A 25,436-nucleotide genomic window follows, 5' to 3' on the forward strand; every position below is an offset into this window, starting at 1 on the left:
GACGGCACGACGGGAGAGCTCCGCACGATGATGGGCGCGAACCACGCGGCGACCGGGGCCGCGGCCTGGTTCGCCGTCGCCGGCTCGGGACCGCTGATGCTCGGCTGGTACCCCGTGCACTCGAGCGGGCTGCTGATCGGCGCCGCGGTGTGCGCGGGCGCGGCGATGCTGCCCGACGCCGACCACCACGCGGGGACGATCAGCCACTCGCTGCCGCCGCTCTCGCGCCTCGTCACCCGCGGGGTCGCGCACGTCTCGGGCGGTCACCGGCACGGGACGCACTCGCTGCTCGGCATCGCGGTGTTCGCCGGCCTCGCGCTGCTGCTCGGCGCCGTGCGGGTGCCGAGCCCGGTCGGGACCCTCGCGGTCGGAGCGGGCGTGGTCTCGCTGCTCCTGGTCGCGTACGCCGCGAAGGCGCTGCGCATGACGAGCGACGCCACGTGGCTCCGGTCGTGGCTGCTCGCCACGGGGGTCGCCGCCGCGATCACGGTCTTCGCCCCCGAGGACCCCACCTGGCTCGCGGTGTGCGTCACGCTGGGCGCCGCGGTGCACGTGCTCGGCGACGCGCTGACGACCGGCGGGGTCCCGCTGCTCTGGCCGTGGACCCCGGACCCGCCGCGGTGGTGGGCGGAGAACCGGGTGCTGCGGCGCGTGTGGCAGCGCAACGGCTGGGGCGGGGTCCCGGTGCTGGGGCGCACCGGCTCGGTGCGCGAGTGGGCCCTCGCCGTGCCCGTGGGCCTGTACGCGTGCTACGGGCTCGTCGTGGCGTTCGTCGGGATGCTCGAGTCCGCCTCGCGGTGGCTGCCCGCGCGCGTGCTCGCGGAGCTCACGGGCTGACCGGTGGCGGGCATGGACAGGGCGATGATCATGTCGCCGGTGCCCGCGTCGCGACCGAGCGCCCAGCGCCCGCCGCCCCGCCGCCCCGGTCAGGCCGTCCGGACGGCGGCGACGCCCGCGTCCTCGTCGTCGGGTAGGGGCGGGACCAGCGCGGCCGCGACCGTGAGCGCACCGAGGACCGCAGCGGCGCGGGTGTGGGCGAACCGCACCCCCGCGGCGGCGCGCGCCTCACCGCGCCGGAAGATCCAGCGCTCGGCGGCGACCGTCCCGACGACGGAGGCGACGCCGGCGACGGCGACCGCACCGAGCGCGACGACCCGGAGGCGGGACGGCGACGGCGACGGCGACGGCTCGGCGCCGTCCGCACCGGGGGTGCCGTCCGCACCGGGGCTGCCGCCCGCGCCGGAGCCGTCCGCGTCGAGGGCGCCGCCCGCGCGCAGGGACCGCTCGGTCGACGCCCGGTCGTCGTCGGCGGCGGCGGCCGCAGCAGCGGCAGCAGCCCGGCGGGACGCGAGCTCGGCACGCAGGTTCGGCAGCTCGACGGCGACGGACGCCGCGGCGAGTCCGGCCTTCACCCAGCCGCGGGCGGTGCGGGAGGGGATCACGTCCGGGGTCGCGTAGTAGGCGGTGGTGGCCAGGCCGGAGGCGAGGGCGGTCAGGACGCGGGACGCTGTGAAGGTCGTCGTCATGGCTCCCATCGTCGAGGGCTCGACGCGGCCCACGCATCCACCGCGAGCCCGACCCGGTGAAGCGCGGGCATACGCCTCAGGAGCGACCTCCGCCGCAGGTAGGGTGCCCGCATGACGGACAACGCCGACGTCGTGGTCATCGGTGCGGGCCTCGCCGGGCTCGTCGCCACCGCCGAGCTCACGCGCGCCGGGCGCCGGGTGCTCCTGCTCGACACCGAGCCGTCGTCGGGCATCGGCGGTCAGGCGTGGTGGTCGTTCGGCGGGCTGTTCCTCGTCGGCTCCCCCGAGCAGCGCCGCCTCGGCGTGCACGACTCCGCCGAGCTCGCGCTCGCCGACTGGCTCGGCTCCGCCGGGTTCGCGCCCGACACCGGTCCCGGCAGCCCCGACCACCACGGGCGTGCGTGGGCCGAGAGCTTCGTCGACTTCGCGGCCGGCGAGCTCCGCCCCTGGCTGCACGGCCTCGGGGTCCGCTGGTTCCCGCTCGTGCAGTGGGCCGAGCGGGGCGGCGGCCTCGCCGGGGGCCACGGCAACTCGGTCCCGCGCTTCCACGTCACGTGGGGCACCGGGCCGGGGATCGTCGAGCCGTTCGCCCGGGCGCTGCTCGACGCGCACCGCTCCGGCCTCGTCGAGGTGCGCACGCGCCACCGGGCGACGGGCCTCGTGGAGCGTGACGGGCGGGTCGTCGGCGTGCGAGGCGACGTCCTCGCTCGTGACGCGGTGGAGCGGGCGGTGCCGAGCTCGCGCGAGGTCGTCGGCGGCTTCGAGGTGTCCGCGAGCGCCGTCGTCGTCGCGACGGGCGGCATCGGCGCGAACCACGACCTCGTGCGCGCGACGTGGCCGTCGACCGCGGGCCGGCTCCCGGAGCGCATGCTGTCCGGCGTCCCGGACTCGGTCGACGGCTCGGGGATCGTCGCCGCCAGGGACGCGGGCGCCGCCGTCGTGCACGAGGACCGCATGTGGCACTACCCCGAGGGCATCACGAACCACTCCCCCGTGTGGGGCCGGCACGGCATCCGCATCCTCGCCGGACCGTCCTCGCTGTGGCTCGACGCCGACGGCCACCGGCTCCCCGCCCCGCTGTTCCCCGGGTTCGACTCGCTCGGGGCGCTCCAGCACATCGCCGGCCGGGGCGACGACCACTCGTGGTTCGTGCTCGACAAGACGATCCTGGGTTCCGAGTTCGCGCTCTCCGGCTCCGAGCAGAACCCCGACCTGACCGGCAAGGACGTGCGCCTGCTGCTGCAGCGCGTGCTCCCCGGTGCGGTCGGGCCGGTCGAGGCGTTCGCGGCGGAGTCGCCCGAGTTCCTGTGGGCCGACTCCCCGGCGGCCCTCGCCGCGCGGATGAACGCGCTGACCGGCACGCGTCGCATCGACCCCGACGCGCTCGGGCGCACGATCCGTGAGCGCGACCAGCAGGTCGCGTCCGGGCTGGGCAAGGACCACCAGGTCGTCGCCACGGCGATGGCCCGGCGGTACGTCGTCGACCGCGTGATCCGCGTCGCGAAGCCGCACGCGATGCTCGACCCGGCGCACGGGCCGCTGCTCGCGGTGCGCCTGTCGGTGCTGACCCGCAAGACGCTCGGGGGCGTCCTCACCGACACCTCGGCGCGCGCGCTGCGCCCTGACGGGACGGTGCTGCCCGGGCTGTGGGCGGTCGGCGAGGCCGCGGGCTTCGGCGGCGGCGGCGTGCACGGCCACCGCGCCCTCGAGGGCACGTTCCTCGGGGGGTGCCTGCACACCGGCCGCACCGCGGGGCGCGCGCTCGCCGCCGAGCTCGGGGACTGACGCCCGCACCCGCGTGCGGCTTCAGCGCCCGGCCACGCCCGCGCACGTCGTCGGGCCGCCGGGCCGGCAGCGGCGGCCCGGCGGGGACAGCCGTGGGGCCCGCCGCCGGTGGACGGCGACGGGCCCCACGGGACGTGCGGTGCGGTCAGGACGCCGCGTTGGCGACGAGCCCCACGTCGGCGATCGAGCTCAGGCCCTTGTGCTTGGGCACGACGCGCACGGTGTACCCGAACGGCCCCGAGGCGTCGAGCCGGACGTCGCCCGCGAACGCGTGGCGTCCGGCCTCGAACGTCTCGGTCGGCGCGAGCGCCGCGACGGTGAACGAGCCGAGCTCGTCGGCCTCCGAGACCTTGCCGTGCACGACCTGCACCTCGACGTCCTGCGGGCCCAGCTCGCCGAGCGAGATGTACGCCTTGACGTGCAGCGTGTCGCCGACCTTCGCGACCTCGCCGACGCCGCCGGACTCGACGTGGTCGACGCGGACCTGCGACCAGCCCGTGCGGACCTTGCTCTTCCACGCGGCGAGCTCACGCGCGCCGTCGTAGTCGGCCGAGCCGTTGAGCGAGCGACCGCCGGCCGCCGCGGGCACGTACAGGTGCTGCACGTAGTCGGCCACCATGCGCGTCGCCTGGACCTTCGGGCCGAGCGTCGCGAGCGTGTGCCGCACCATGCTCAGCCAGTGCACGGGGAGCCCTGCGTCGTCGCGGTCGTAGAAGCGCGCGGCGACCTGGTTCTCGATGAGGTCGTAGAGCGCCGACGCCTCGAGGTCGTCGCGGCGGTCCGGGTCCTCGACGCCGTCGGCCGTCGGGATCGCCCAGCCGTTCTCGCCGTCGAACCACTCGTCCCACCAGCCGTCGAGGATCGAGAGGTTGAGGCCGCCGTTGAGCGCGGCCTTCATGCCCGACGTCCCGCACGCCTCGAGCGGGCGCAGCGGGTTGTTGAGCCACACGTCGCAGCCGGGGTAGAGCGTCTTGGCCATCGCGATGTCGTAGTTCGGCAGGAACACGATGCGGTGGCGGACGTCGGCCTCGTCGGTGAACCGGACGAGCTGCTGGATGAGGCGCTTGCCTTGGTCGTCGGCCGGGTGCGACTTGCCCGCGATGACGAGCTGGACCGGCTTGTCGGGGTCGAGCAGCAGCGAGCGCAGCCGCTCGGGGTCGCGCAGCATGAGCGTCAGGCGCTTGTACGTCGGCACGCGGCGCGCGAACCCGATGGTCAGCACGTCGGGCGAGAGCACGTCGTCGACCCAGCCGAGCTCCGCCGGGCTCGCCCCGCGCTGCTTCCAGGAGGCCCGCAGGCGCGAGCGCGCGTCCTCGACGAGCTGGGCGCGCAGCGTGCGGCGCAGCTCCCACAGGTCCTGGTCGCTCACGCCGTCCCCGCGCAGCCAGCCGTTGCCTGTCGCGATCTCGTCGGCGCCGAGCGCACGGGCGGCGACGTCGACGAGGCGTCGGTCGACCCACGTGGGCGCGTGCACACCGTTCGTGATCGAGCTGATCGGCACCTCGGCGTCGTCGAAGCCCGGCCACAGCCCGCTGAACATCCCGCGCGAGACCGCGCCGTGCAGCAGCGAGACGCCGTTCGCGCGCCCGCCGAGCCGCAGGCCCATGAGCGCCATGTTGAACAGCAGCGGGTCGCCGCCCTCGTGGTCCTCGGCGCCGAGCGCGAGCACGCGCTCGACCGGGAGGCCCTCGACCGCGCGGTCGCCGCCGAAGTACTGGGCGACGAGCTTCGCCTCGAACCGGTCGATGCCGGCGGGCACGGGGGTGTGCGTCGTGAACACGGTCGCGGCGCGCACGGCCTCGAGCGCCTCGTCGAAGCCGAGGCCCTTCTCGGTGACGAGCTCGCGGATCCGCTCGACGCCGAGGAAGCCCGCGTGGCCCTCGTTCATGTGGAAGACCTCGGGCTCGGGCGCGCCGGTCAGGCGCGACCAGAGCCGCAGCGCGCGCACGCCGCCGACGCCGAGCAGGAGCTCCTGCTGCAGGCGGTACTCGCCGCCGCCGCCGTACAGGCGGTCGGTGACGCGGCGCGCGGCCTCGTCGTTCTCGGGGACGTTCGAGTCGAGCATGAGCAGCGGGACGCGGCCGACGGCGGCGCTCCACACGTGCGCGTGCAGCACGCGCCCGCCGGGCAGGTCGACCGTGACGACGGCGGGCGTGCCGTCCTCCTCACGCACGAGCGTCAGCGGGAGGCCGTCGGGGTCGAGCACCGGGTACGTCTCGACCTGCCAGCCGTCGCGCGTGAGGGACTGCTTGAAGTACCCGGCGCCGTACAGCAGGCCGACGCCGACGATCGGCACGCCGAGGTCGGAGGCGCTCTTGAGGTGGTCGCCCGCGAGGATCCCGAGGCCGCCGGAGTACTGCGGGAGGACGGACGTGATGCCGAACTCGGGCGAGAAGTACGCGATCGACGTGGGCAGGCTGCCGCGCGCGTCGTCGCTCTGCTGCTGGTACCAGCGCGGGGCGCTCAGGTAGTGGTGGAGGTCCTCGACGGTCTCGCGGACGCGCTGCACGAAGGCCTCGTCCCCGGCGAGCGAGGCGAGGCGCTCGGGCGCCAGGGCCCCGAGGAGCGCCACGGGGTCGCGCCCGACCTGCGCGAACAGGTCGCGGTCGATCTCCGCGAACAGGTCGCGCGTGGGCGCGTGCCACGACCATCGGAGGTTGTGGGCGAGCTCGTCCAGGTCAGCGAGCTCGACCGGCAGGAGGGTACGGACCGTGAATCGTCGGATGGCTCTCACCTGTCCGAGCGTACGCACGTCCCCGCGCCCGCACACCCCACCGAGGTCACGGGCGTGTGAACGCGTCCGCGCCGCCCGGCCGGGACACGCCCCAGCGGATGCCCGTACCGGGATGGAGTGGATAGGTTCGTCGTGTGACGCAGACACCTCCCCCGACCGGCCCGGACGCCGCTGCGGCGACCCCTCGGCCGGCCCGCACCCGGACGCCTCGCGCCGCGAACCCGCGCACGCCGGCCACCGCGCCGGCGGCTCCCGCGGCAGCCCCGGCAGCGGCACCGAGGAGGCGGACCGCGGCGTCCGCCACGCCGCCGGCCGCGTCTGCGGAACCCCCGGCCGCTGCCCCCCGCACGCGGGCCACCGCGGCGGCAGCCGCCCCGCGGACGCGGACCGCCGCCGGGGCGACGACCCGCACCCGGGCCGCGAGCGCCCCGACTCCCCCGCCCGCACCGGCCGGCCCGCCGATCGGGCGCATCCCGGTCGTCGACGTCTCGCCGGTCGTCGAGGCCGGCCGGTGGCCCGCCAAGGCCGTCGTCGGCGAGGTCGTCCCGGTCCGGGCGACGGTGTTCCGCGAGGGGCACGACGCGGTCGCCGCGACCGCCGTGCTCGTCGGGCCGGACGGTCGGGACCGCGCGAGCGCGCGCATGGTGGACATCGCCCCGGGCCTCGACCGTTTCGAGGCCCGTCTCGTGCCCGACGAGCCCGGCCGCTGGGGCCTGCGCGTCGAAGGCTGGTCCGACCCGTACGGGACGTGGCGCCACGACGCCGAGATCAAGGTGGCCGCGGGCGTCGACACCGAGCTCATGCTCACCGAGGGCGCGCTGCTGCTCGAGCGCGCCGCGGCCCGCACCGGCGCCGAGAAAGCCCCCGCGAAGGCCGCGCGCGTGCTGACCGACGCCGTGAGGGCGCTGCGCGACACCGCGCGCCCGCCCGCCGCCCGCCTCGCCGCGGGGGTCTCCCCTGAGGTCCGCGCCGTGCTCGACGCGTACCCGGTGCGTGAGCTCCTCAGCCCCTCGCCGGTGTACCCGCTCGTCGTCGACCGCCCGCTCGCGCTCGCCGGCTCGTGGTACGAGCTGTTCCCGCGCTCGCACGGCGCGGTGCACGACCCGGTGACCGACACGTGGACGTCCGGGACGCTGCGCACGGCCGCCGAGGAGCTCCCGCGCGTCGCCGGGATGGGCTTCGACGTCGTCTACCTGACCCCGATCCACCCGATCGGCACGACGCACCGCAAGGGCCGCAACAACTCGCTCACGACCGTGCCGGGCGACCCGGGCTCCCCGTACGCGATCGGTTCGAAGGACGGCGGGCACGACGCGATCGAGCCGAGCCTCGGGACGTTCGAGGACTTCGACGCGTTCGTGGCACGGGCGAAGGGCCTCGGCATGGAGGTCGCGCTCGACGTCGCGCTGCAGTGCTCCCCCGACCACCCGTGGGTCGCCGAGCACCCCGAGTGGTTCACGACGCGCGCCGACGGCTCCATCGCCTACGCCGAGAACCCGCCCAAGAAGTACCAGGACATCTACCCCCTGAACTTCGACAACGACCCGCAGGGCATCGCCGCGGAGATCCGGCGCGTGCTGCAGGTCTGGATCGACCACGGGGTCACGCTGTTCCGCGTCGACAACCCGCACACCAAGCCGCTGCCGTTCTGGGAGTGGCTGCTCGCGGACGTCCGGGCCGCGCACCCCGAGGTGATCTTCCTGTCCGAGGCGTTCACGCGCCCCGCGATGATGCTCAACCTCGCGCGCATCGGGTTCCACCAGTCGTACACGTACTTCACGTGGCGCAACACGAAGGACGAGCTCGAGGAGTACCTCGCGGAGGTCTCGGGCGAGCAGGGCTCGTGGATGCGGCCGAGCTTCTGGCCGACGACCCACGACATCCTGCCGCCGTACCTGCAGCACGGCGGCGTCGCGGGCTTCGCGGTCCGTGCGGTGCTCGCGGCGCTCGGCTCCCCGACGTGGGGCATCTACTCGGGCTACGAGCTCGTCGAGAACGTCCCGCGGCCCGGCGTCGAGGAGCAGATCGACAACGAGAAGTACGAGTTCCGGCCGCGCGACTGGTCCGTCGCCGACGGCCTCGGGATCGCGACCCTCCTGCAGCGGCTCAACGAGATCCGCCGTGCCCACCCCGCGCTCCAGCAGCTCCGGAACCTGACGGTCCACCCGACCAACGACGACGCGCTCGTGTGCTTTTCGCGCCACCTCGACGCCGAGCACTCGCCGACCGGGCGCGCAGACACCATCATCGTCGTCGTCAACCTCGACCCCCACAGCACCCGGGAGGGTCTCGTGCACCTCGACCTGCGCGCGCTCGGCCTCACGCCGAGCGCCGAGGAACCCCACCAGTTCGTCGCCCATGACGTGCTCTCCGACGAGACGTACGCGTGGGGCGAGCAGGTCTACGTCCGGCTCGACCCGTACGTCCGCTGCGCGCACGTGGTGCAGGTGGGCGCGTGACCGCCCAGCCGGGAGTCGGCCGCGCACCCGCGCCGTCGACCGGGCAGATCGCGATCACTGCGCTGCCCCCGCGCCGCCAGCCTGCCGTGCCCGCCTCCGCGGTCGCCGACTCGGGCTCCCGCCCGGGGCTCTCGGACGACCCGGACTGGTACCGGACGGCGGTCTTCTACGAGGTGATGATCCGCTCGTTCTCCGACTCGACGGGCGTCGGCAGCGGCGACCTGCGCGGGCTCATCGCGCGGCTCGACTACCTGCAGTGGCTCGGTGTCGACTGCCTGTGGCTGCCGCCGTTCTACCCGTCGCCCATGCGCGACGGTGGATACGACGTGTCGGACTACACCGCGATCGCCCCGCAGTACGGCTCGATCGCGGACTTCCACGAGCTCGTCGACGAGGCCCACGCGCGCGGCATGCGCATCGTGGTCGACCTCGTCATGAACCACACGAGCGACGCGCACCCGTGGTTCCAGGCGTCGCGCGCCGACCCGAAGGGTCCGTACGGCGACTTCTACGTGTGGAGCGACGACAACACGCGCTACCCCGACGCGCGCATCATCTTCGTCGACACCGAGACGTCGAACTGGACGTTCGACCCCGTGCGCCGGCAGTACTTCTGGCACCGGTTCTTCTCCCACCAGCCGGACCTCAACTTCGAGAACCCCCGCGTCGTGGAGTCGATGCTCGACGTCGCGCGGTTCTGGCTCCAGCTCGGGGTCGACGGCTTCCGGCTCGACGCCGTGCCGTACCTCTTCGAGGCGGAGGGCACGAACTGCGAGAACCTCCCGGAGACGCACGCGTTCCTGCGGCTCCTGCGCCGCACGATCGACGCGGAGTTCCCGGGGCGGATCATCCTGGCCGAGGCGAACCAGTGGCCCGAGGACGTCGTGCACTACTTCGGCACCGAGGAGGAGCCGGAGTGCCACATGTGCTTCCACTTCCCCGTGATGCCGCGCATCTTCTACTCGATCCGCGACCAGCGGGCGAACCAGATCGTCGAGATCCTCGCGGACACGCCCGCGATCCCGAAGGGCGCGCAGTGGAGCACCTTCCTGCGCAACCACGACGAGCTGACCCTCGAGATGGTCTCGACCGAGGAGCGCGCGTCGATGTACGGGTGGTACGCGCCCGACTCGCGCATGCGCGCCAACGTCGGGATCCGGCGCCGGCTGTCGCCGCTGCTCGACAACTCGCGCAAGGAGATCGAGCTCGCGCACGCGCTGCTGCTCTCGCTGCCGGGCAGCCCCTGCCTGTACTACGGCGACGAGATCGGGATGGGCGACAACATCTGGCTGCACGACCGTGACGCGGTGCGCACCCCGATGCAGTGGACCCCGGACCGCAACTCGGGCTTCTCGACGGCCGACCCCGGGCAGCTCTACCTGCCGGTCAACCAGTCGCTCGTGAGCCACTACGGCCACGTCAACGTCGAGGCGCAGCTCGCGCAGCCGACGTCGCTGCTGCACTGGATCCACGGCATGCTCACGGTCCGGCGCCGGCACCCGTCGCTCGGCAAGGGCGAGTTCGAGGTGGTCCCGAGCTCGAGCGAGGCGGTCCTGACGTTCCTGCGGACGAGCGAGGAGGAGACGCTGCTCGTCGTGGCGAACATGGCGGCGACGCCGCGGTCGACGACCGTGACCCTCGACGGCTACGCCGGCGCGCAGCTGCGCGACGTCTTCGGTGGCGCGCAGTTCCCCGACGTGACGGCCGAGGGCACCGTGCAGATCACGCTCGGCTCGCGCGAGTTCTACTGGCTGATGCTCACCCCGGGTGGCTCGGCCGGGACGGCAGGAGGATGACGATGGCCGTCACGGACCACGAGCCCACCGACGACGCCGTCGTGCGGCTCCTCGCGGACTGGCTGCCCGACCGCCGGTGGTTCCCGGTCAAGGGCGCCGAGGCTCGGCTCACGGCGGTCGGCGGGCTCACGCTCACCGACCCGCGCGACGAGGCGCGCGTGCGCATCCTGCTCGTGCGCGCCGAGGCGCCCGGGGTCGACACCGTGCTCCAGGTGCCCGTGACGATGCGCCCGGACCGCACCGCGACCGACGACGGGCCCACCGTCGGGGGCGCCCGGCCCGGTCAGGCGGGCCCGGCGTGGATCGGGACGGTCGGCTCGCCGCCGATGCACGTGCGCGACGGCGTCGGTGACCCGGCGTTCCTGCGCGCCTGGATGTCCGCGGCCGACGGCCCGCGTCCCCCGGTCGACGCCGAGCACGCGCGCGTGCTCACCGGCGAGCAGTCGAACACCTCCGTGATCCTCCCGGCGAGCGACCCGGTGGTGGCTTCCGACGACGCGCCGGCAGCCACCGCGGAGACGCGTCCGCCCGGCGCCGGCGACGCGACCCACGGCGCCGCGATCCTCAAGGTCTTCCGCGCGCTGGCGCCCGGGGACAACCCCGACGTCGACGTCCCACGGGCCCTCGCGCGCGGCGGCTGGGTGCACGTGCCCCGGCCGCTGGGGTGGCTCGAGGCGCAGTGGCCCGAGGACGGCTCGCTCGTGCACGGGCACCTCGCGGTGCTCAGCGAGTTCGTCGACGGCGCGCAGGACGGCTTCGAGCTCGCGTGCGCGATGGCGGAGCGCGGCGAGTCGTTCGCGGACCTGGCGCGCGACCTCGGCTCGGTCGTCGCCGGGATGCACGCGGCGCTCGCGTCGGCCCTGCCGACCGACGACCCGGGGAGCGCGGACGAGCGTGCGGCGGCGACCGCGGACGCGGTGCGGGCGCGCTACCGGTGGGCCGCCGGCCTCGTGCCGGAGCTCGCGCAGTACGCCGACGGCGTCGAGGCGCTCGCCGCGCGCACCGCGGAGCTGACCGACCTGCCCGCGCCGCAGCGCATCCACGGCGACCTGCACCTGGGCCAGGCGCTGCGCGCGCACGACGAGTGGTTCGTCACGGACTTCGAGGGCGAGCCGCTCGCTCCCGTCGCCGCCCGGACGCGACCGGACCTCGCGCTGCGCGACGTCGCGGGCATGCTCCGCTCGTTCGACTACGCCACGGCGGTGGGCCGGGGGCTCGAGACGGCCGGGACCGGGGACGACGCGTGGGCCGACGACGCGCGCGCGGCGCTCCTCGCGGGGTACGTGGCGGGCTCGTCGGGCGAGGAGGGCGCGCCGGGTGGTGGTGCGGGCGCGCACACCGAGGACGTGCTGCGCGCGCTCGAGCTCGACAAGGCGCTGTACGAGGCCGTGTACGAGGCCCGCAACCGGCCCGCGTGGCTGTCGATCCCGCTGCGGGCGGTCGAGCGCCTCGTCGGCTGACGGTCGTCCCGGCGGGGCGCGCGAGCGTCCGGCCGGGAGCCGCTGCGTCAGGCGAGCGTCGCGAGCTCCTGCGCCGAGACCTCGCCGGCGACCTCGGGGGGCAGCCGCACTCCGGAGTGCCGCGGTGCGAGCTCGCTCTGCAGCACGAGCGCCGCGGCGCCGACGGCGGCCGCCTCGGGCGCGTTCGTCGAGATCGTCACGCGCACGGGGTGGCTCGCGCGCGCGAAGAACGAACGGCTGAGCTGCTCCTGCACGGCGGGCAGGTAGAGCGACCCCGCGAGGGCGAACGCCGGCCCGGTGAGCACCACGAGCTCGAGGTCCATGACGTTCGCGAGGGTCTGGGCTGCGACGCCGAGGTAGCGCGCCGACGAGGCGAGGATCTCCGCGGCGACGGGGTCGCCGCTCAGCGCCGCACGGGCGACCGCCGCGAACTGCGCGGACACGGGACGGTCGGCGCCGCCGAGGTCGAGGCCGCGGGCCTGCGCCTGGGCGACGACCGCCGTGGGTCCCGCGAGCGCCTCGACGCACCCCCGGCTCCCGCACCAGCACTCCGGGCCGTCGATGTTGACGCAGATGTGCCCGATCTCGCCCGCGTTGGAGCTCGCGCCGCGGTAGACGGTCCCGTTGACGAGGATGCCCGCCCCGATCCCGGTACCCATGTAGAACGCGGCGAACGCGGACGTCGTCTCGATGCCGCCCGCCCAGTACTCGCCGATCGCGGCGGCGGTCGCGTCGTTGTCGAGCAGCACGGGCACGCCGACGGCGTCCTCGAGCGCGTCGCCGAGCGGGAAGTCGGCCCAGCGCCGCATGTTCGGCGGGGTCAGGACCATGCCGACCGACGCCGTGATGGGCCCGGGCGACACGACACCGAGACCGAGCACGCGCGTGCGGTCGATGCCGACGCGCGTGATGATCCCGTCGATCTCGGCGGCGATGCGCGAGACGACCTCGCGCGGGTCGTCGGCCCCGGCACCGGGCTTGCGCCAGCGCGCGACGACCGCTCCCCCGAGGTTCGCGAGCACGTACGTGATCCCCGCATGGTCCAGGTGCACGCCGACGGCGAACCGCGCGGACGGGTCGAGCTGGAGCAGCATGCGGGGCTTGCCGCCGGTCGACTCCGCGCGCCCGGCCTCGACGACGAGCCCGTCGTTCATGAGCCGGCGCACGACCGTGGAGATCGTCGCACCGGTGAGCCCGGTGGCCCGCGTGAGCTCGACGCGGCTGATGGTGCCCGCGGCGCGGATGACGTCGAGGATCGCCGCCCGACTGCTCGTGTGCGCCATCCCGAGGTTGGCACTGCTCACGCTGGCTCTCCTGTCTGGTGCTGGGCGGTCGCCCCGGCCGTCGGCGCGCCCCCGCCCGCAGGTCCCCAATGTAACGATCGAGCGTCGGGGCGAGACCGGGACGACACGCGGATTGACTTACTTTGTTCGGCTGCCTAAGAATGCCACACAGAGCGGGGTCGACCGACGCCTCCGCCGGGCAAGGACCGCCCACCCCCGCCGGCACGCCGAGGTGCCGGGCCGAGAGAGGATCAACGATGTTCCCTCACGCACGACGCACGCGACTGCTCGCCGTCGCCGCGATCGCCAGCACCGTCGCCCTGACCGCCGCCTGCTCGGGCGGCGGCGAGTCCGCCGAGGCCAACGAGGACGGCACCCCCTCCGGCGACCTCCTGGTCCTCACGTGGCGCACCGACCTCCTCGAGGACGGCACGTTCGACGAGTACGCGGAGCGGTTCAACGAGGAGTACCCCGACGTCGACGTCGAGTTCGAGGGCCTCACGGACTACGAGGGCGAGGTCCGCACCCGCATGAACACCGACGACTACGGGGACGTGCTCGGCGTCGTCGGCACCGTCACGCCCGACCAGTTCCCCGACTTCTTCGAGCCCCTCGGCGACGTCGAGGAGCTCGAGACGGAGTACCGGTTCCTGCGCGACAAGACGTTCGACGGCCAGGCGTACGGCATCCCGGTCGTCGGCAACACGCAGGGCATCGTCTACAACAAGACGGTCTGGGAGGACGCGGGGATCACCGAGCCGCCGACCACGCCCGAGGACTTCGTCGACGCGCTCAAGGCGATCAAGGAGAACGACCCCGAGGTCGTCCCGCTGTACACCAACTACAAGGACGGCTGGCCGCTCACGCAGTGGGAGGGCCACCGCGGCGAGATCACGGCCAACCCGGACTACGTGAACGAGATGGCGCAGTCCGACGCGCCGTGGACCGAGGGCACCGACCACTACGTCATCGACTCGCTGCTCTGGGACGTCGTCAACCAGGGCCTGACCGAGGAGGACCCGACCACGACGAACTGGGAGGAGTCCAAGAGCCTGCTCGCGAACGGCAGGATCGGCTCGATGGTGCTCGGGTCGTGGGCGATCCAGCAGATGCAGGCGGCCGCCGAGGACGCCGGCACCGGCGCGGACACGATCGGCTACCTGCCGTTCCCGCACCAGGTCGACGGCACGTTCTACGCCGCGGTCGGTGGCGACTACAACCTCGCGATCAACAAGAACTCGGAGAACAAGGTCGCGGCCCGCGCCTGGATCGACTGGTTCAACACCGAGTCCGGCTACGCCGAGGCGAACGGCGGCCTCTCGCCGCTCAAGGAGGGCCCGACGCCGGACACCCTCAAGGACTTCGAGGCCCTCGGCGTCGAGTACCTCGAGCTCACCCCGGCGCCCGCCGGCAAGGAGAGCCTGTTCGCGGACATCGACGCGGAGTCCGAGGTCGGCACCAACACCCCCGACTACCGCCAGCGGATCGTCGACGCCGCACGCGGCGCGTCGGGCGAGACCAAGGACCAGATCTTCGACGACCTGAACTCGGAGTGGGCGGCCGGTCGCGCCGCCGTCGAGGGCTGACGGGCCCGCTGGGCCCAGGACGAGGAGGTCGGTGACCCGTGGTGACAGGCAGGAGAGCGTGAGATGGCCGGCGTGAGCAACGTGGTCCGGGCGGAAGCCGCCGGGACGAGGATCGAGGCCGGCCAGCTGCCTGCCACCGCGAGGAAGCCGCGCGGCGGGTGGGGCTGGCGAGGGACACCGTACGTGTTCCTCGCCGTCCCGCTCGTCCTGCTGGTGGTGTTCACCTACCTGCCGGTGGTGAACATGTTCTGGTACTCGCTGACCTCGTGGGACGGGCTGGACAAGACCAAGGAGTTCGTGGGGCTCGACAACTACGTCGCGGTGTTCACGCGGCCCGAGCTGTTCCGGGTCTTCTACGTGAGCCTGTACTACTTCGCGGCGTCCTTCGTGCAGATGGCGCTCGCGCTGTACTTCGCGACGATCCTCAGCTTCAGCACCCGGTTCCGGAATCTGTTCAAGGGGATCCTGTTCTTCCCCTACCTGATCAACGGCGTCGCGATCGCCCTGATCTTCGTGTTCTTCTTCAAGCCGGACGGGACGCTCGACTCGATCCTGGCGCTGTTCGGCGCGGAGAACCTGCAGCAGCAGTGGCTCGGCAACCCGGACATCAACAACATCTCGCTCGCGAGCACGTCCGTGTGGCGGTACATGGGCCTGAACTTCGTGCTGTTCCTCGGGGCGATCCAGTCTATCCCCGGCCAGCTGTACGAGGCCGCGGAGCTCGACGGGGCCAGCCGCTTCCAGCAGTTCCGCTACATCATCGCGCCGAGCATCAAGCCGATCATCGGCCTGTCGTTCATCCTGGCGATCTCCGGGAGCCTGGCGGTCTTCGAGATCCCGTTCATCATGACCGGCGGCGCGAACGGGACCGCGACGTTCGTCATCCAGACCGTGGACATGGCGTTCGAGAGCCTCAAGGTCGGCCTCGGCTCCGCGATGGCGGTCATCCTGCTCGTCATCGTCCTGGTCGTGACCTGGGTCCAGCGCAAGGTCGTCCCCGAGGAGAAGGTGAACCTGACGTGAGCTACGTCGCCAAGACCGCCAAGTACGCGACGCTCGTCCTCGCGTGCCTCGTGACGCTCCTGCCCATCTCGGTGATCGTCATGGCGTCGCTCAAGACCAACCAGGAGTTCTTCACCACGGGCCCGTTCGACGCCCCGGGGAACTGGTTCAACCTCGAGAACTACGTGACGGCGTTCACGCGCGGCAAGATGGTGCAGGGCTTCGCCAACACCGCGTTCATCCTGCTGTTCTCGGTGGCCGGCACGATCCTCATCGGCACGATGGCCGCGTACGCGATCGACCGGTTCGAGTTCCGGCTCAAGAAGACCGTGATCGCGCTGTTCCTGCTGGCGACGCTCGTCCCGGGCGTCACGACGCAGGTCGCGACGTTCCAGATCGTCAACAACCTCGGCCTGTACAACACCCGGTGGGCCGCCATCGCGCTGTTCATGGGCACCGACATCGTGTCGATCTACATCTTCGTGCAGTTCCTGCGGGGCATCCCCAAGGAGCTCGACGAGGCGGCGACGCTCGACGGCGCGAACCACCTGACGATCTACCGGAGGATCATCCTGCCGCTGCTCAAGCCGGCGATCGCGACGGTGGTGATCATCAAGGGCATCGCGGTCTACAACGAGTTCTACACGCCGTTCCTGTACATGCCCGGCCGGGACCTCGGGGTCATCTCGACGTCGCTGTTCCGGTTCAAGGGCCCGTTCGGCGGGCAGTGGGAGGTCATCGCGGCGGGCGTGATCATCGTGCTGATACCGACGCTCCTCGCGTTCCTCGCGCTGCAGAAGTACATCTACAACGGGTTCACGTCGGGCGCGACGAAGTAGCGGCCGCACCCCGCGGAGGGCCGCTGCCGCCGCGCGAGCGGCCGGGCCGACGGACTCACGACGAAGGCCGGGCACCCGCGAGGTGCCCGGCCTTCGTCGTCGGCGCGGTGGGCCCGCCGGACCCACCGCCGCGGGTCTCAGCCCACGCGCGTGGCCCGGACCAGCACGAGCCGCTCGGAGAACAGCACGGGCGCCTCGACGCCGACGTCCTCGAGCACCCGCCCGGGCAGCGTGACGCCCTCGGGCGTCCACCACGGCAGGTGCAGGTACCCGCTCGCGACGCCGTCGACGACGTGCGCCGGCGCCTGCGGCCGCACGTGGTACAGCCCGCCGGGGTCGAGCCCGGGCAGCGGCAGCCGGCCCGTCGGGCTCTGCGTCGACGTCGCCGTCGCGACCACGCAGAACAGCGCGTCCGCGCCGTCGGGCGCGACGACGCCGTGCACCGCGTACGCCGGGTCGGCGACGTCGGCGTGCACCGACGTGCCAGTGTGCAGCAGCCCCCGCAGCTCCTTGTACAGCGCGATCCACCCCGCGAGCTGCGCGCGCTGCGCCTCGTCGGCCTCGCGCAGGTCCCACTCGATGCCGAGGTGCCCGAACAGCGCCGTCCCCGCCCGGAACTCCAGCGGGTGACGTCGACCGGTGCTGTGCGCCGCACCGGAGCCGACGTGCGCGCCGAGCAGCTCGAGCGGCACGAGCAGGTTGGTCCACCGCTGGATCTGCTGGCGCTCGAGCGCGTCGATGCAGTCGCTCGTCCAGACGCGGTCGGTCCGCTCGAGGATCTCGAGGTCGACGCGCCCGCCGCCCGACGAGCACGACTCGATCTCGACGCCGGGGTGCCGCCGCCGCAGCTCGTCGAGCAGGCGGTACACGGCGAGCGTCTGCTCGTGCACCCCGGCGGTGCGCCGCGGCCCGTGGCCGGCGTCGACGAGGTCGCGGTTGTGGTCCCACTTGAGGTACGCGATCGGGTACTCGGTGAGCAGCGCGTCGAGGCGTTCGAGGATGTACGCGGCCGCCCCGGGCTCGGCCAGGTCGAGCACCTGCTGGTGGCGCGCGGCGCGCGGCAGCCGGTCGGACGCCTGCAGCATCCACTCCGGGTGGGCGCGCGCGAGGTCGGAGTCGGGATTGACCATCTCGGGCTCGACCCACAGCCCGAACTCCATGCCGAGGCCGCGCACGTGGTCGACGAGCGGACCCAGCCCGTCGGGCCACACGTCGGCCGACACGTACCAGTCACCGAGGCTCGTGGTGTCGTCGCGGCGCCCGCCGAACCACCCGTCGTCGAGCACGAACCGCTCGACCCCGACGGCGGCGGCCGCGTCCGCGAGCGCGGTGAGCCGGCCGAGGTCGTGCTCGAAGTACACGGCCTCCCACGTGTTCGCCACGACGGGCCGCGGGCTGTGCGGGTGGTGCGGGCGCTCGCGGAACCAGCGGTGGAACCGGGCCGAGACGTCGTCGAGCCCGCGGCCGTACGCGCCGACCACCCACGGGCTCGTGTAGCTCTCCGCCGCGCCGAGCCGCACCTCGCCGGGCAGCAGCAGCTCGCCCCCACCGAGCAGCCCCGCGTTGTAGTGGCTCCGCTCCGCGAGGGTCCGGTGGTTGCCCGACCACGCGGTGTGCAGCCCCCAGACCTCACCGCGACGGTTGCCGAACCCGGGCGTGCCCGCGGCGAGCAGGAACGCGGCGTCGTACCCGGTGCGCCCGCGGCGGTTCTCGCGCAGCCGGGTGCCGTGCGTGAAGCCGGTGCGCTGCGGGCTGCGCTCGCGCAGGTGCCGGCCCGTGAAGTCGAGCAGCTCGGTCGCCCGGGCCGGGACGGGCAGCGTCAGCAGGAGCCCGTCGAGCGTGAACGTGCCCTCTCCCGTGCTCGTCACACGCGCGCGCTGGCGCACGAGCCCGGACGCGGTGAGCTCGAGCACGAGCCGGAGGTCGAGGCCCGCGGAGGCGTCGCGCGCCTCGACCACGAGCAGCGTGGACCCGGTGGCGTGGCTCGGCCCGCCGGGCCGCTCGCCCTCGTCGGGCTCCGCGGCGGCACCGGACCTGGCCGGCCCGGCGAACCCGCCGGGTCCCACGAGCACCGCGTGCAGGACCCGGAACGCCGTCGAGAAGTCCGCGCCGTCCCGGTGCCCCGTCAGCCCGGGCGTGCCCAGGAACCCCGCGGACTGCTCGGGCAGCACGGCGATCTCGACCTCCCCGTCCACCGGGAAGCCGAGCGGCACCGGGCGCGACGCGAGCGCGAGCGCGGCGAGCGACGCCCCGGAGAGGTCGCCCAGGTCCGCGCCCCAGTGCAGCAGCCGCGGCAGGGTCACGCCGCCGAGGTCGACGACGACGCCCACCCCGGCGGCGCGCAGGTGCACGAGGCGGTCGCGCACGTCGCGGGCGCCGTCGGGCGGGCCGGTGGGCGGGAACGTCAGGGTCAGGGCCTCGGCGGCATCCACGGGACAACCAGCTCCTTCGCGGGTCGGTGAGCGGTCGACCGCCGTGCTCGGCGGTCCGGCCGCGCCCGGGGTGCAGGGCGGCCCACCGGTCGCCGACGGTCGGTTGACTTACTTTGTTCAGTTGCCTAAGAATTGGCCCCACCAGGGTACCTGCCTCGACGACACGCACGACGCGGTGACACGTCGTCCGACGGGCGCACGCGACGACGCGTGCACCGCGCGCGGGACCTCCGAGACCCAGGAGCGGGCCGACGATGATCACGCAGGACCTTCACGAGGGTTGGACGCTCCGCGCGGCAGGCGGCCCCGTCCCCGACGCGATCGCGGGCCGGACGGTCCCCGCGTCCGTCCCGGGCAGCGCGCACACCGACCTCCTCGCCGCGGGCCTGATCCCGGACCCGTACCTCGACCGCAACGAGGCCGAGCTCGTCTGGGCGCACCGGGCCGACTGGCAGTACGACCTGACGTTCGCGACGCAGGAGCCGGCGCCCGACGAGCGCGTGGACCTGGTCTTCGAGGGCCTCGACACGGTCGCCACCGTCTCGCTCGACGGCACCGTCGTCGCCCGCACCGCGAACCAGCACCGCTCCTACCGCGTCGACGTGCGCGGGGGCCTGGTGTCGGGTGAGCACGCGCTGTCCGTGCACTTCCGGTCGGCGCTCGAGCACGCCGAGGCCGAGCGTGAGCGGCTCGGCGCGCGGCCCGCCGCGTACGACCACCCGTTCAACATGGTCCGGAAGATGGCGTGCAGCTTCGGCTGGGACTGGGGCCCGGACCTGCAGACCGCCGGGATCTGGAAGCCGGTGCGGCTCGAGCGGTGGCGCACCGCGCGGCTCGCGCAGGTCCGCCCCCTCGTCACCGTCGACCCCACGGGCACCGGGCGCGTCGCCGTGCACGTCGACGTCGAGCGCTCGGGCCTCGCCGGGTCGCGCGACGCGGAGCTCGTGGTCCGGGCGACGGTGCACGGCGCCGAGGCGACCGTGACCCTCGAGGCCGGCGCGACCACGGCGGTCGTCCACCTGGAGGTGCCGGAGGCGCCGCTGTGGTGGCCCGCCGGTCACGGCGCGCAGCCGCTGAGCGACCTCGACGTCACGCTCGACGTCGCCGACTCCGGCGGCGCCCCGGGCGGCGTGGCGCTCGGCGCCCCGCTCGACACCTGGCACCGGCGCATCGGCTTCCGCACCGTCGAGCTCGACACCTCGGCCGACGAGAGCGGGACGGCCTTCACGTTCCGGATCAACGGCCGCCCGGTCTTTGTCAAGGGCGCCAACTGGATCCCCGACGACCACTTCCTCACCCGCATCACCCGCGAACGCATCGCCCGCCGCGTCGACCAGGCTCTCGGCGCGCACCTCAACCTGCTGCGCGTGTGGGGTGGCGGGATCTACGAGACCGAGGACTTCTACGACGTCTGCGACGAGAAGGGGATCCTCGTCTGGCAGGACTTCCTGCTCGCGTGCTCCGCCTACCCGGAGGAGGACCCGCACTGGTCCGAGCTCGAGGCGGAGGCCCGCGAGAACGTCGCGCGCCTGACCCCGCACCCCTCGCTCGTGCTGTGGAACGGCGGCAACGAGAACCTCTGGGGCTTCATGGACTGGGGCTGGCAGGAGAAGCTCGAGGGCCGCACGTGGGGCCACCGCTACTACACCGAGCTCTTCCCGCGCGTCGTCGCCGAGCTCGACCCGACGCGTCCGTACTCCGACGGCAGCCCGTACTCCCCCGGGTTCGCGCTCGACGTCGTGCACCCGAACGACCCCGACCACGGCACGCACCACGAGTGGGAGGTGTGGAACCGGGTCGACTACGCCGCGTACCGGGCGGACGTCCCGCGGTTCTGCTCGGAGTTCGGGTTCCAGGGACCGCCGACGTGGTCGACGCTGCAGCGCGCGGTCCGCAACCCCGACGGCGCGCCGCTCGCCAAGACCGACCCCGTCTTCCTGCTGCACCAGAAGGCGGAGGACGGCAACGGCAAGCTCGACCGCGGCCTCGCGCCGCACCTCGGTGTCCCCGAGGCCTTCGCCGACTGGCACTGGGCGACCCAGCTCAACCAGGCCCGCGCCGTCGCCTACGCGATCGAGCACTACCGCTCGTGGTGGCCGCGCACCGCCGGGGCGGTCGTGTGGCAGCTCAACGACTGCTGGCCGGTGACCTCGTGGGCCGCGGTCGACGGCGACGAGCGACCCAAGCCGCTCTGGTACGCGCTCCGCAACGCGAACGCGCCGCGCCTGCTCACCGTGCAGCAGCGCGACGGCCACGACGCGCTCGTCGCGGTCAACGACACCGGCGACCTGTGGCACGCGACGATGCACGTCTCGCGCCAGCGCCTCGACGGCACAACGCTCGCGGAGGCCACGATGGACGTCCGCGTCGGCGCGCGCTCGGTGACCGCGCTGCCGCTGCCCGCGGACCTCGCGGCCCCTGGCGACCCGGCCGCCGAGGTGCTGGTCGCCCGCCTCGACGGGGTCACGACCGTGCACACCTGGGTCGAGGACGTCGACCTCGCGCTCGACCCAGCACCGCTCGAGGCGACGGTGACGGGCGTCGAGGGCGGCTACCGGGTCGACGTGGTGGCCCGCTCGCTCGCCCGCGACGTGACGATCCTGGCCGACCGCGTCGACCCGGCGGCGACCGTCGACGAGGCGCTCGTGACGCTCCCGGCGGGCGGCCGTGCGTCGTTCCGGGTGCGCACCTCGGCCCGGCTCAGCGCCGCGGACCTGACGGACCCGGCGGTGCTGCGGACGGCGAACGACCTGGCACCCCTGCGAGCGGCCGTCCGGACGCCGGCCTGACGCCCGTCACCCGGAGGGCGGCGGGGCGGTGCGTGCCGGCAGGTCTAGGCTGGCGGACGTGAAGAGCAGGGCGGACGCCGTCGGACTCGTGCTGGCGCGCCCCGCCCGCATGCTCGGTCTCGAGCCCTTCTTCATGGAGCTCATCGCCGGCATCGAGGAGACCCTCGCCGCGGACGGCCGCTCGCTGCTGCTGCACGTGGTCCCCGACCACGAGGCCGAGATCCGCGCGTACCGGCGCTGGGGGCAGGGCGAGATGGTCGACGCGGTCGTCGTGGTCAACCTCGTCGACGACGACCCCCGCCTGCCGGTCCTCCTCGAGCTGGGCATCCCGACCGTCGTGGTCGGCGGGCCGCGCGGCGACCTGCCGTTCTCGAACGTCTGGATCGACAACGCCCAGGTCACGCGCGACGCGGTCCGGCACCTCGTCGCGCTCGGGCACCGTGACATCGCGCGGGTCAGCGGCCCGCACGCGCTCGCGCACACCCAGGACCGTACGGACGCGTTCGTCGGCGAGTGCGAGCGGCTCGGCGTGCACGGCACGGTGCTCGAGGGCGACTACACCGAGGCGTCGGGCACGCGGGCGACGCGCGCGCTGCTCGGCCGCCGGGGTGCCCCCTCCGCCATCGTCTACGACAACGACGTCATGGCCGTCGCCGGGCTCGGCGTGGCCGGCGAGATGGGCGTGCCCGTCCCGGAGCGGCTGTCGCTGCTCGCGTGGGACGACTCGGCGCTGTGCCGGCTCGCGCACCCCCCGCTGTCTGCGATGAGCCTGGACGTGCACGCGATGGGCACCCAGGTGGCCGACTGCGTGCTCAACGTCGTCGCGGGCGGCCCCGTCGCCTCCTACGAGGCGAAGCTCCCCCGCCTCGTCACACGCGGCACGACCGCAGCGTTCGTTCCGGCGCCGGCGGCCGGCTGAACGCCGGGTTCAGCGCCGCCCGCGACCACCGACTTCCGCTCCGATCGGGCCCTGACCAGGGACTCCACCCCGGCGCGACGCCGTGTCCCATGCGGCCCGGGCCTCCTGGTGGTTGGGTAGGGACATGAGCCGATCGGACGACCTCCCCAGCGTTCCCGTGTCCTCGGACGTCCTCTCCGCCGTCGCGCACGGGACGTCCCACGACCCGCACGCGGTGCTCGGCGCACACGTGGGTGACGGGGGCGTGACGATCCGCACCCTGCGCCCGTTCGCGGACGCGGTGGTCGTCGTCACCGACCGCGGCGAGGTGCCCGCCCGGCACGAGCAGGACGGGGTCTGGGTCGCGGTGGTCGCGGGCGACCAGGTCCCCGACTACCGCCTCGACGTGACCTACGGCGACGTCACGACGCGGCACGACGACCCGTACCGGTTCATCCCGACCGTCGGCGAGCTCGACCGCCACCTCATCCGCGAGGGTCGCCACGAGCAGCTGTGGACGGTGCTCGGCGCCAACACCCGCACCTACCCGGGCGTGCTCGGCGAGGTGCAGGGGACGTCGTTCGCGGTGTGGGCGCCCAACGCGGTCGCCGTCCGCGTCGTCGGGGACTTCAACCACTGGCACGGCTCGACCCACGCGCTCCGCTCCCTCGGCGAGAGCGGCGTCTGGGAGATCTTCGTCCCCGGGGTCGGCGCGGGCGCGCGCTACAAGTTCGAGATCCTCGGCCGCGACGGCTCGTGGCGCCAGAAGGCCGACCCGCTCGCGAAGGGCACCGAGATCCCGCCGGCCACGGCGTCGGTCGTCGTCGAGTCCGCGTTCGAGTGGGGCGACACCGACTGGCTCGTCGCTCGCACGGAGCGCGACCCGCACACCGCCCCCATGAGCGTCTACGAGGTGCACCTCGGCTCGTGGCGCCAGGGCCTGTCGTACCGCGACCTCGCCGCACAGCTCACCGATTACGTGCTCGAGCTCGGGTTCACGCACGTCGAGCTCCTGCCCGTCTCCGAGCACCCGTTCGGCGGCTCGTGGGGCTACCAGGTGTCGAGCTACTACGCGCCGACGTCGCGCTTCGGGCACCCGGACGACTTCCGGTACCTCGTCGACACCCTGCACCGCGCCGGCATCGGCGTCCTGCTCGACTGGGTCCCGGCGCACTTCCCCAAGGACGAGTGGGCCCTCGCCCGGTTCGACGGCACCCCGCTCTACGAGCACCCCGACCCGCTGCGCGGCGAGCAGCCCGACTGGGGCACCTACGTCTTCGACTTCGGCCGCGCCGAGGTCCGCAACTTCCTCGTGGCGAACGCCACCTACTGGCTCGAGGAGTTCCACGTCGACGGCCTCCGGGTCGACGCCGTCGCCTCGATGCTCTACCTCGACTACTCGCGCCAGGCCGGCCAGTGGCGGCCGAACGTGCACGGCGGCCGCGAGAACCTCGAGGCCATCTCGTTCCTGCAGGAGGCCAACGCCACCGCCTACCGGCGCAACCCCGGGACGATGATGATCGCCGAGGAGTCCACCGCCTGGCCCGGCGTGACGGCCCCGACGAACGCCGACGGCCTCGGGTTCGGGCTGAAGTGGAACATGGGCTGGATGAACGACACCCTCCGCTACCTGGCGGAGACGCCGATCAACCGCCGGTACCACCACCACGAGATCACCTTCTCGATGGTCTACGCGTACTCCGAGCGCTTCATCCTGCCGATCAGCCACGACGAGGTCGTGCACGGCAAGGGGTCGCTGCTGCGCAAGATGCCGGGCGACGAGTGGCAGCAGCTCGCCGGCGTCCGCTCGCTGCTGGCGTACCAGTGGTCGCACCCGGGCAAGCAGCTGCTCTTCATGGGCAGCGAGTTCGCCCAGTCGTCCGAGTGGGCCGAGGGCCGCAGCCTCGACTGGCACGAGCTCGACCACGGCGGACACCGCGGCGTGCACACGCTCGTCCGCGACCTCAACGCGCTCTACAAGGAGCACTCCGCGCTGTGGCAGCTGGACCACTCGCCCGCAGGCTTCGAGTGGCTCACGTCCGACGACGCCGACCACAACCTGCTCGCGCTCCTGCGCCGTGACGCCGCCGGCGGCGTCGTCGCCGTGGTGGTCAACTTCGCGGGCACACCCCACGAGGACTACCGCCTGCCGCTGCCCTCGGGCGGTCGCTGGCGGGAGGCCCTCAACACGGACGCCGACATCTACGGCGGCTCCGGCGTCGGGAACCTGGGCTCCGTCCAGGCGGAAGCCGTGCCGCTGCACGGCCGGGCCTTCTCGGCGACGCTGCGGGTGCCGCCGCTCGGGGCGCTGTACCTCATCCCCGAGTGAGCCCTCATCCCCGAATGAGCTGACTCCGTCCACGACGCGATCGAGGCGCCGGCCCTCCGTGGGCCGGCGCCTTCGTCGTCTGCCCCGAGGGCCCATGAGACGTCGCTCGGTGCGCCGCTCCATGACCGAGCAGCAGCACGACCAAGCAGCAGCACGACCAAGGCCACGAGCACTGCGGGGACACCACCACTCGCATGTGCGGCGGTGCGCCCGCCATCTGCCCTGCAGGCGGTGCCCGGCGCGCTGCCTTCGAGGGGGTGCGGGGTGGTTGGGTGCGCCGGTGCGGACGGGTGGTTGCCGGCGGTGTGCGCGCGGGGGGCGCGCGGGCGTGTTCCGGGCATACAGAAAGAGCCACCCCAGCTGGGGTGGCTCTTTCTGAATGGTGTCCGGCGGCGACCTACTCTCCCACACCCTGGCGAGTGCAGTACCATCGGCGCTGAAGGGCTTAGCTTCCGGGTTCGGAATGGGACCGGGCGTTTCCCCTTCGCTATGACCGCCGTAACTCTGTCGAGTTATGA

The 25,436-nt window shown here is 73.5% G+C and carries 15 protein-coding genes and 1 rRNA gene; 11 read left to right on the top strand and 5 right to left on the bottom strand.

Translation table 11 applies throughout. The features are described 5' to 3' along the window. Window positions 1-27 precede the first annotated feature (27 nt). Complete coding sequence (locus NXY84_RS15015; RefSeq protein WP_258723869.1) at window positions 28-837, top strand: metal-dependent hydrolase; 810 nt, start codon at window positions 28-30, stop codon at window positions 835-837. 89 nt (window positions 838-926) lie between these two features. On the opposite strand, the gene NXY84_RS15020 is transcribed toward NXY84_RS15015, so the two are convergent. Further along, the gene (locus NXY84_RS15020; protein WP_258723870.1) at window positions 927-1,526 is read right to left on the bottom strand and encodes a hypothetical protein; all 600 of its coding nucleotides are present in this window, start codon (window positions 1,524-1,526) and stop codon (window positions 927-929) included. Between the two features lie 111 nt (window positions 1,527-1,637). Here NXY84_RS15020 and NXY84_RS15025 point away from each other — a divergent pair, with 111 nt between their 5' ends. Then, the gene (locus NXY84_RS15025; protein ID WP_258723871.1) at window positions 1,638-3,311 is read left to right on the top strand and encodes an FAD-binding dehydrogenase; all 1,674 of its coding nucleotides are present in this window, start codon (window positions 1,638-1,640) and stop codon (window positions 3,309-3,311) included. A gap of 145 nt (window positions 3,312-3,456) precedes the next feature. Here the strand turns inward: NXY84_RS15025 and glgP are convergent, their stop codons facing one another. Next, on the bottom strand, window positions 3,457-6,045 hold the full coding sequence (glgP, locus tag NXY84_RS15030; protein ID WP_258723872.1) for an alpha-glucan family phosphorylase: 2,589 nt from the start codon (window positions 6,043-6,045) through the stop codon (window positions 3,457-3,459). A 461-nt stretch (window positions 6,046-6,506) separates the two neighbouring features. Between glgP and NXY84_RS15035 the strand changes: the two genes are divergently transcribed. The 3 genes from NXY84_RS15035 to NXY84_RS15045 are packed head-to-tail and all read left to right on the top strand — an operon-like array spanning window position 6,507 to window position 11,760. Continuing rightward, entirely contained in the window at window positions 6,507-8,504 is a 1,998-nt protein-coding gene (locus tag NXY84_RS15035; protein WP_258727229.1) for an alpha-1,4-glucan--maltose-1-phosphate maltosyltransferase, read from the top strand. Next, complete coding sequence (gene treS / locus NXY84_RS15040; RefSeq protein ID WP_258723873.1) at window positions 8,501-10,300, top strand: maltose alpha-D-glucosyltransferase; 1,800 nt, start codon at window positions 8,501-8,503, stop codon at window positions 10,298-10,300. The genes NXY84_RS15035 and treS overlap by 4 nt, the downstream gene beginning before the upstream one ends. 2 nt (window positions 10,301-10,302) lie before the next feature. Then, window positions 10,303-11,760 (top strand): maltokinase N-terminal cap-like domain-containing protein, encoded by a 1,458-nt coding sequence (locus NXY84_RS15045; protein ID WP_258723874.1) that lies wholly within the window; start codon window positions 10,303-10,305, stop codon window positions 11,758-11,760. Window positions 11,761-11,807: 47 nt separating this feature from the next. Here the strand turns inward: NXY84_RS15045 and NXY84_RS15050 are convergent, their stop codons facing one another. Beyond that, window positions 11,808-13,064: an ROK family transcriptional regulator gene (locus NXY84_RS15050; RefSeq protein ID WP_258723875.1), complete on the bottom strand. Its 1,257-nt coding sequence runs from the start codon at window positions 13,062-13,064 to the stop codon at window positions 11,808-11,810. 236 nt (window positions 13,065-13,300) lie between these two features. Here NXY84_RS15050 and NXY84_RS15055 point away from each other — a divergent pair, with 236 nt between their 5' ends. The 3 genes from NXY84_RS15055 to NXY84_RS15065 all read left to right on the top strand — a co-directional run bounded on the left by NXY84_RS15055 (window position 13,301) and on the right by NXY84_RS15065 (window position 16,470). Further along, complete coding sequence (locus NXY84_RS15055) at window positions 13,301-14,629, top strand: ABC transporter substrate-binding protein (RefSeq protein WP_258723876.1); 1,329 nt, start codon at window positions 13,301-13,303, stop codon at window positions 14,627-14,629. Between the two features lie 72 nt (window positions 14,630-14,701). Beyond that, complete coding sequence (locus NXY84_RS15060) at window positions 14,702-15,652, top strand: carbohydrate ABC transporter permease (RefSeq protein ID WP_396126246.1); 951 nt, start codon at window positions 14,702-14,704, stop codon at window positions 15,650-15,652. Continuing rightward, entirely contained in the window at window positions 15,649-16,470 is an 822-nt protein-coding gene (locus NXY84_RS15065) for a carbohydrate ABC transporter permease (protein WP_258723877.1), read from the top strand. Before NXY84_RS15060 ends, NXY84_RS15065 begins: the two co-directional genes overlap by 4 nt. 137 nt (window positions 16,471-16,607) lie before the next feature. Here NXY84_RS15065 and NXY84_RS15070 read toward each other — a convergent pair whose 3' ends face one another. After that, window positions 16,608-18,902 (bottom strand): alpha-galactosidase, encoded by a 2,295-nt coding sequence (locus tag NXY84_RS15070; protein WP_396126247.1) that lies wholly within the window; start codon window positions 18,900-18,902, stop codon window positions 16,608-16,610. Window positions 18,903-19,156: 254 nt separating this feature from the next. Between NXY84_RS15070 and NXY84_RS15075 the strand changes: the two genes are divergently transcribed. The 3 genes from NXY84_RS15075 to glgB all read left to right on the top strand — a co-directional run bounded on the left by NXY84_RS15075 (window position 19,157) and on the right by glgB (window position 24,918). Then, window positions 19,157-21,691 carry a glycoside hydrolase family 2 protein gene (locus tag NXY84_RS15075; protein WP_258723878.1) on the top strand — a complete coding sequence of 845 codons (2,535 nt, stop codon included), beginning with the start codon at window positions 19,157-19,159 and terminating at the stop codon, window positions 21,689-21,691. Window positions 21,692-21,749: 58 nt separating this feature from the next. Further along, complete coding sequence (locus tag NXY84_RS15080; RefSeq protein WP_258723879.1) at window positions 21,750-22,610, top strand: LacI family DNA-binding transcriptional regulator; 861 nt, start codon at window positions 21,750-21,752, stop codon at window positions 22,608-22,610. Window positions 22,611-22,734: 124 nt separating this feature from the next. After that, window positions 22,735-24,918, top strand: coding sequence for a 1,4-alpha-glucan branching protein GlgB (gene glgB / locus NXY84_RS15085; RefSeq protein WP_258723880.1), 2,184 nt, complete (start codon window positions 22,735-22,737; stop codon window positions 24,916-24,918). A 384-nt stretch (window positions 24,919-25,302) separates the two neighbouring features. Here the strand turns inward: glgB and rrf are convergent. Beyond that, a 5S ribosomal RNA gene (rrf, locus tag NXY84_RS15090) occupies window positions 25,303-25,419 on the bottom strand. Between the last annotated feature and the right edge of the window lie 17 nt (window positions 25,420-25,436).

Source organism: Cellulomonas sp. NS3 (assembly GCF_024757985.1).
GTDB lineage: Bacteria > Actinomycetota > Actinomycetes > Actinomycetales > Cellulomonadaceae > Cellulomonas_A.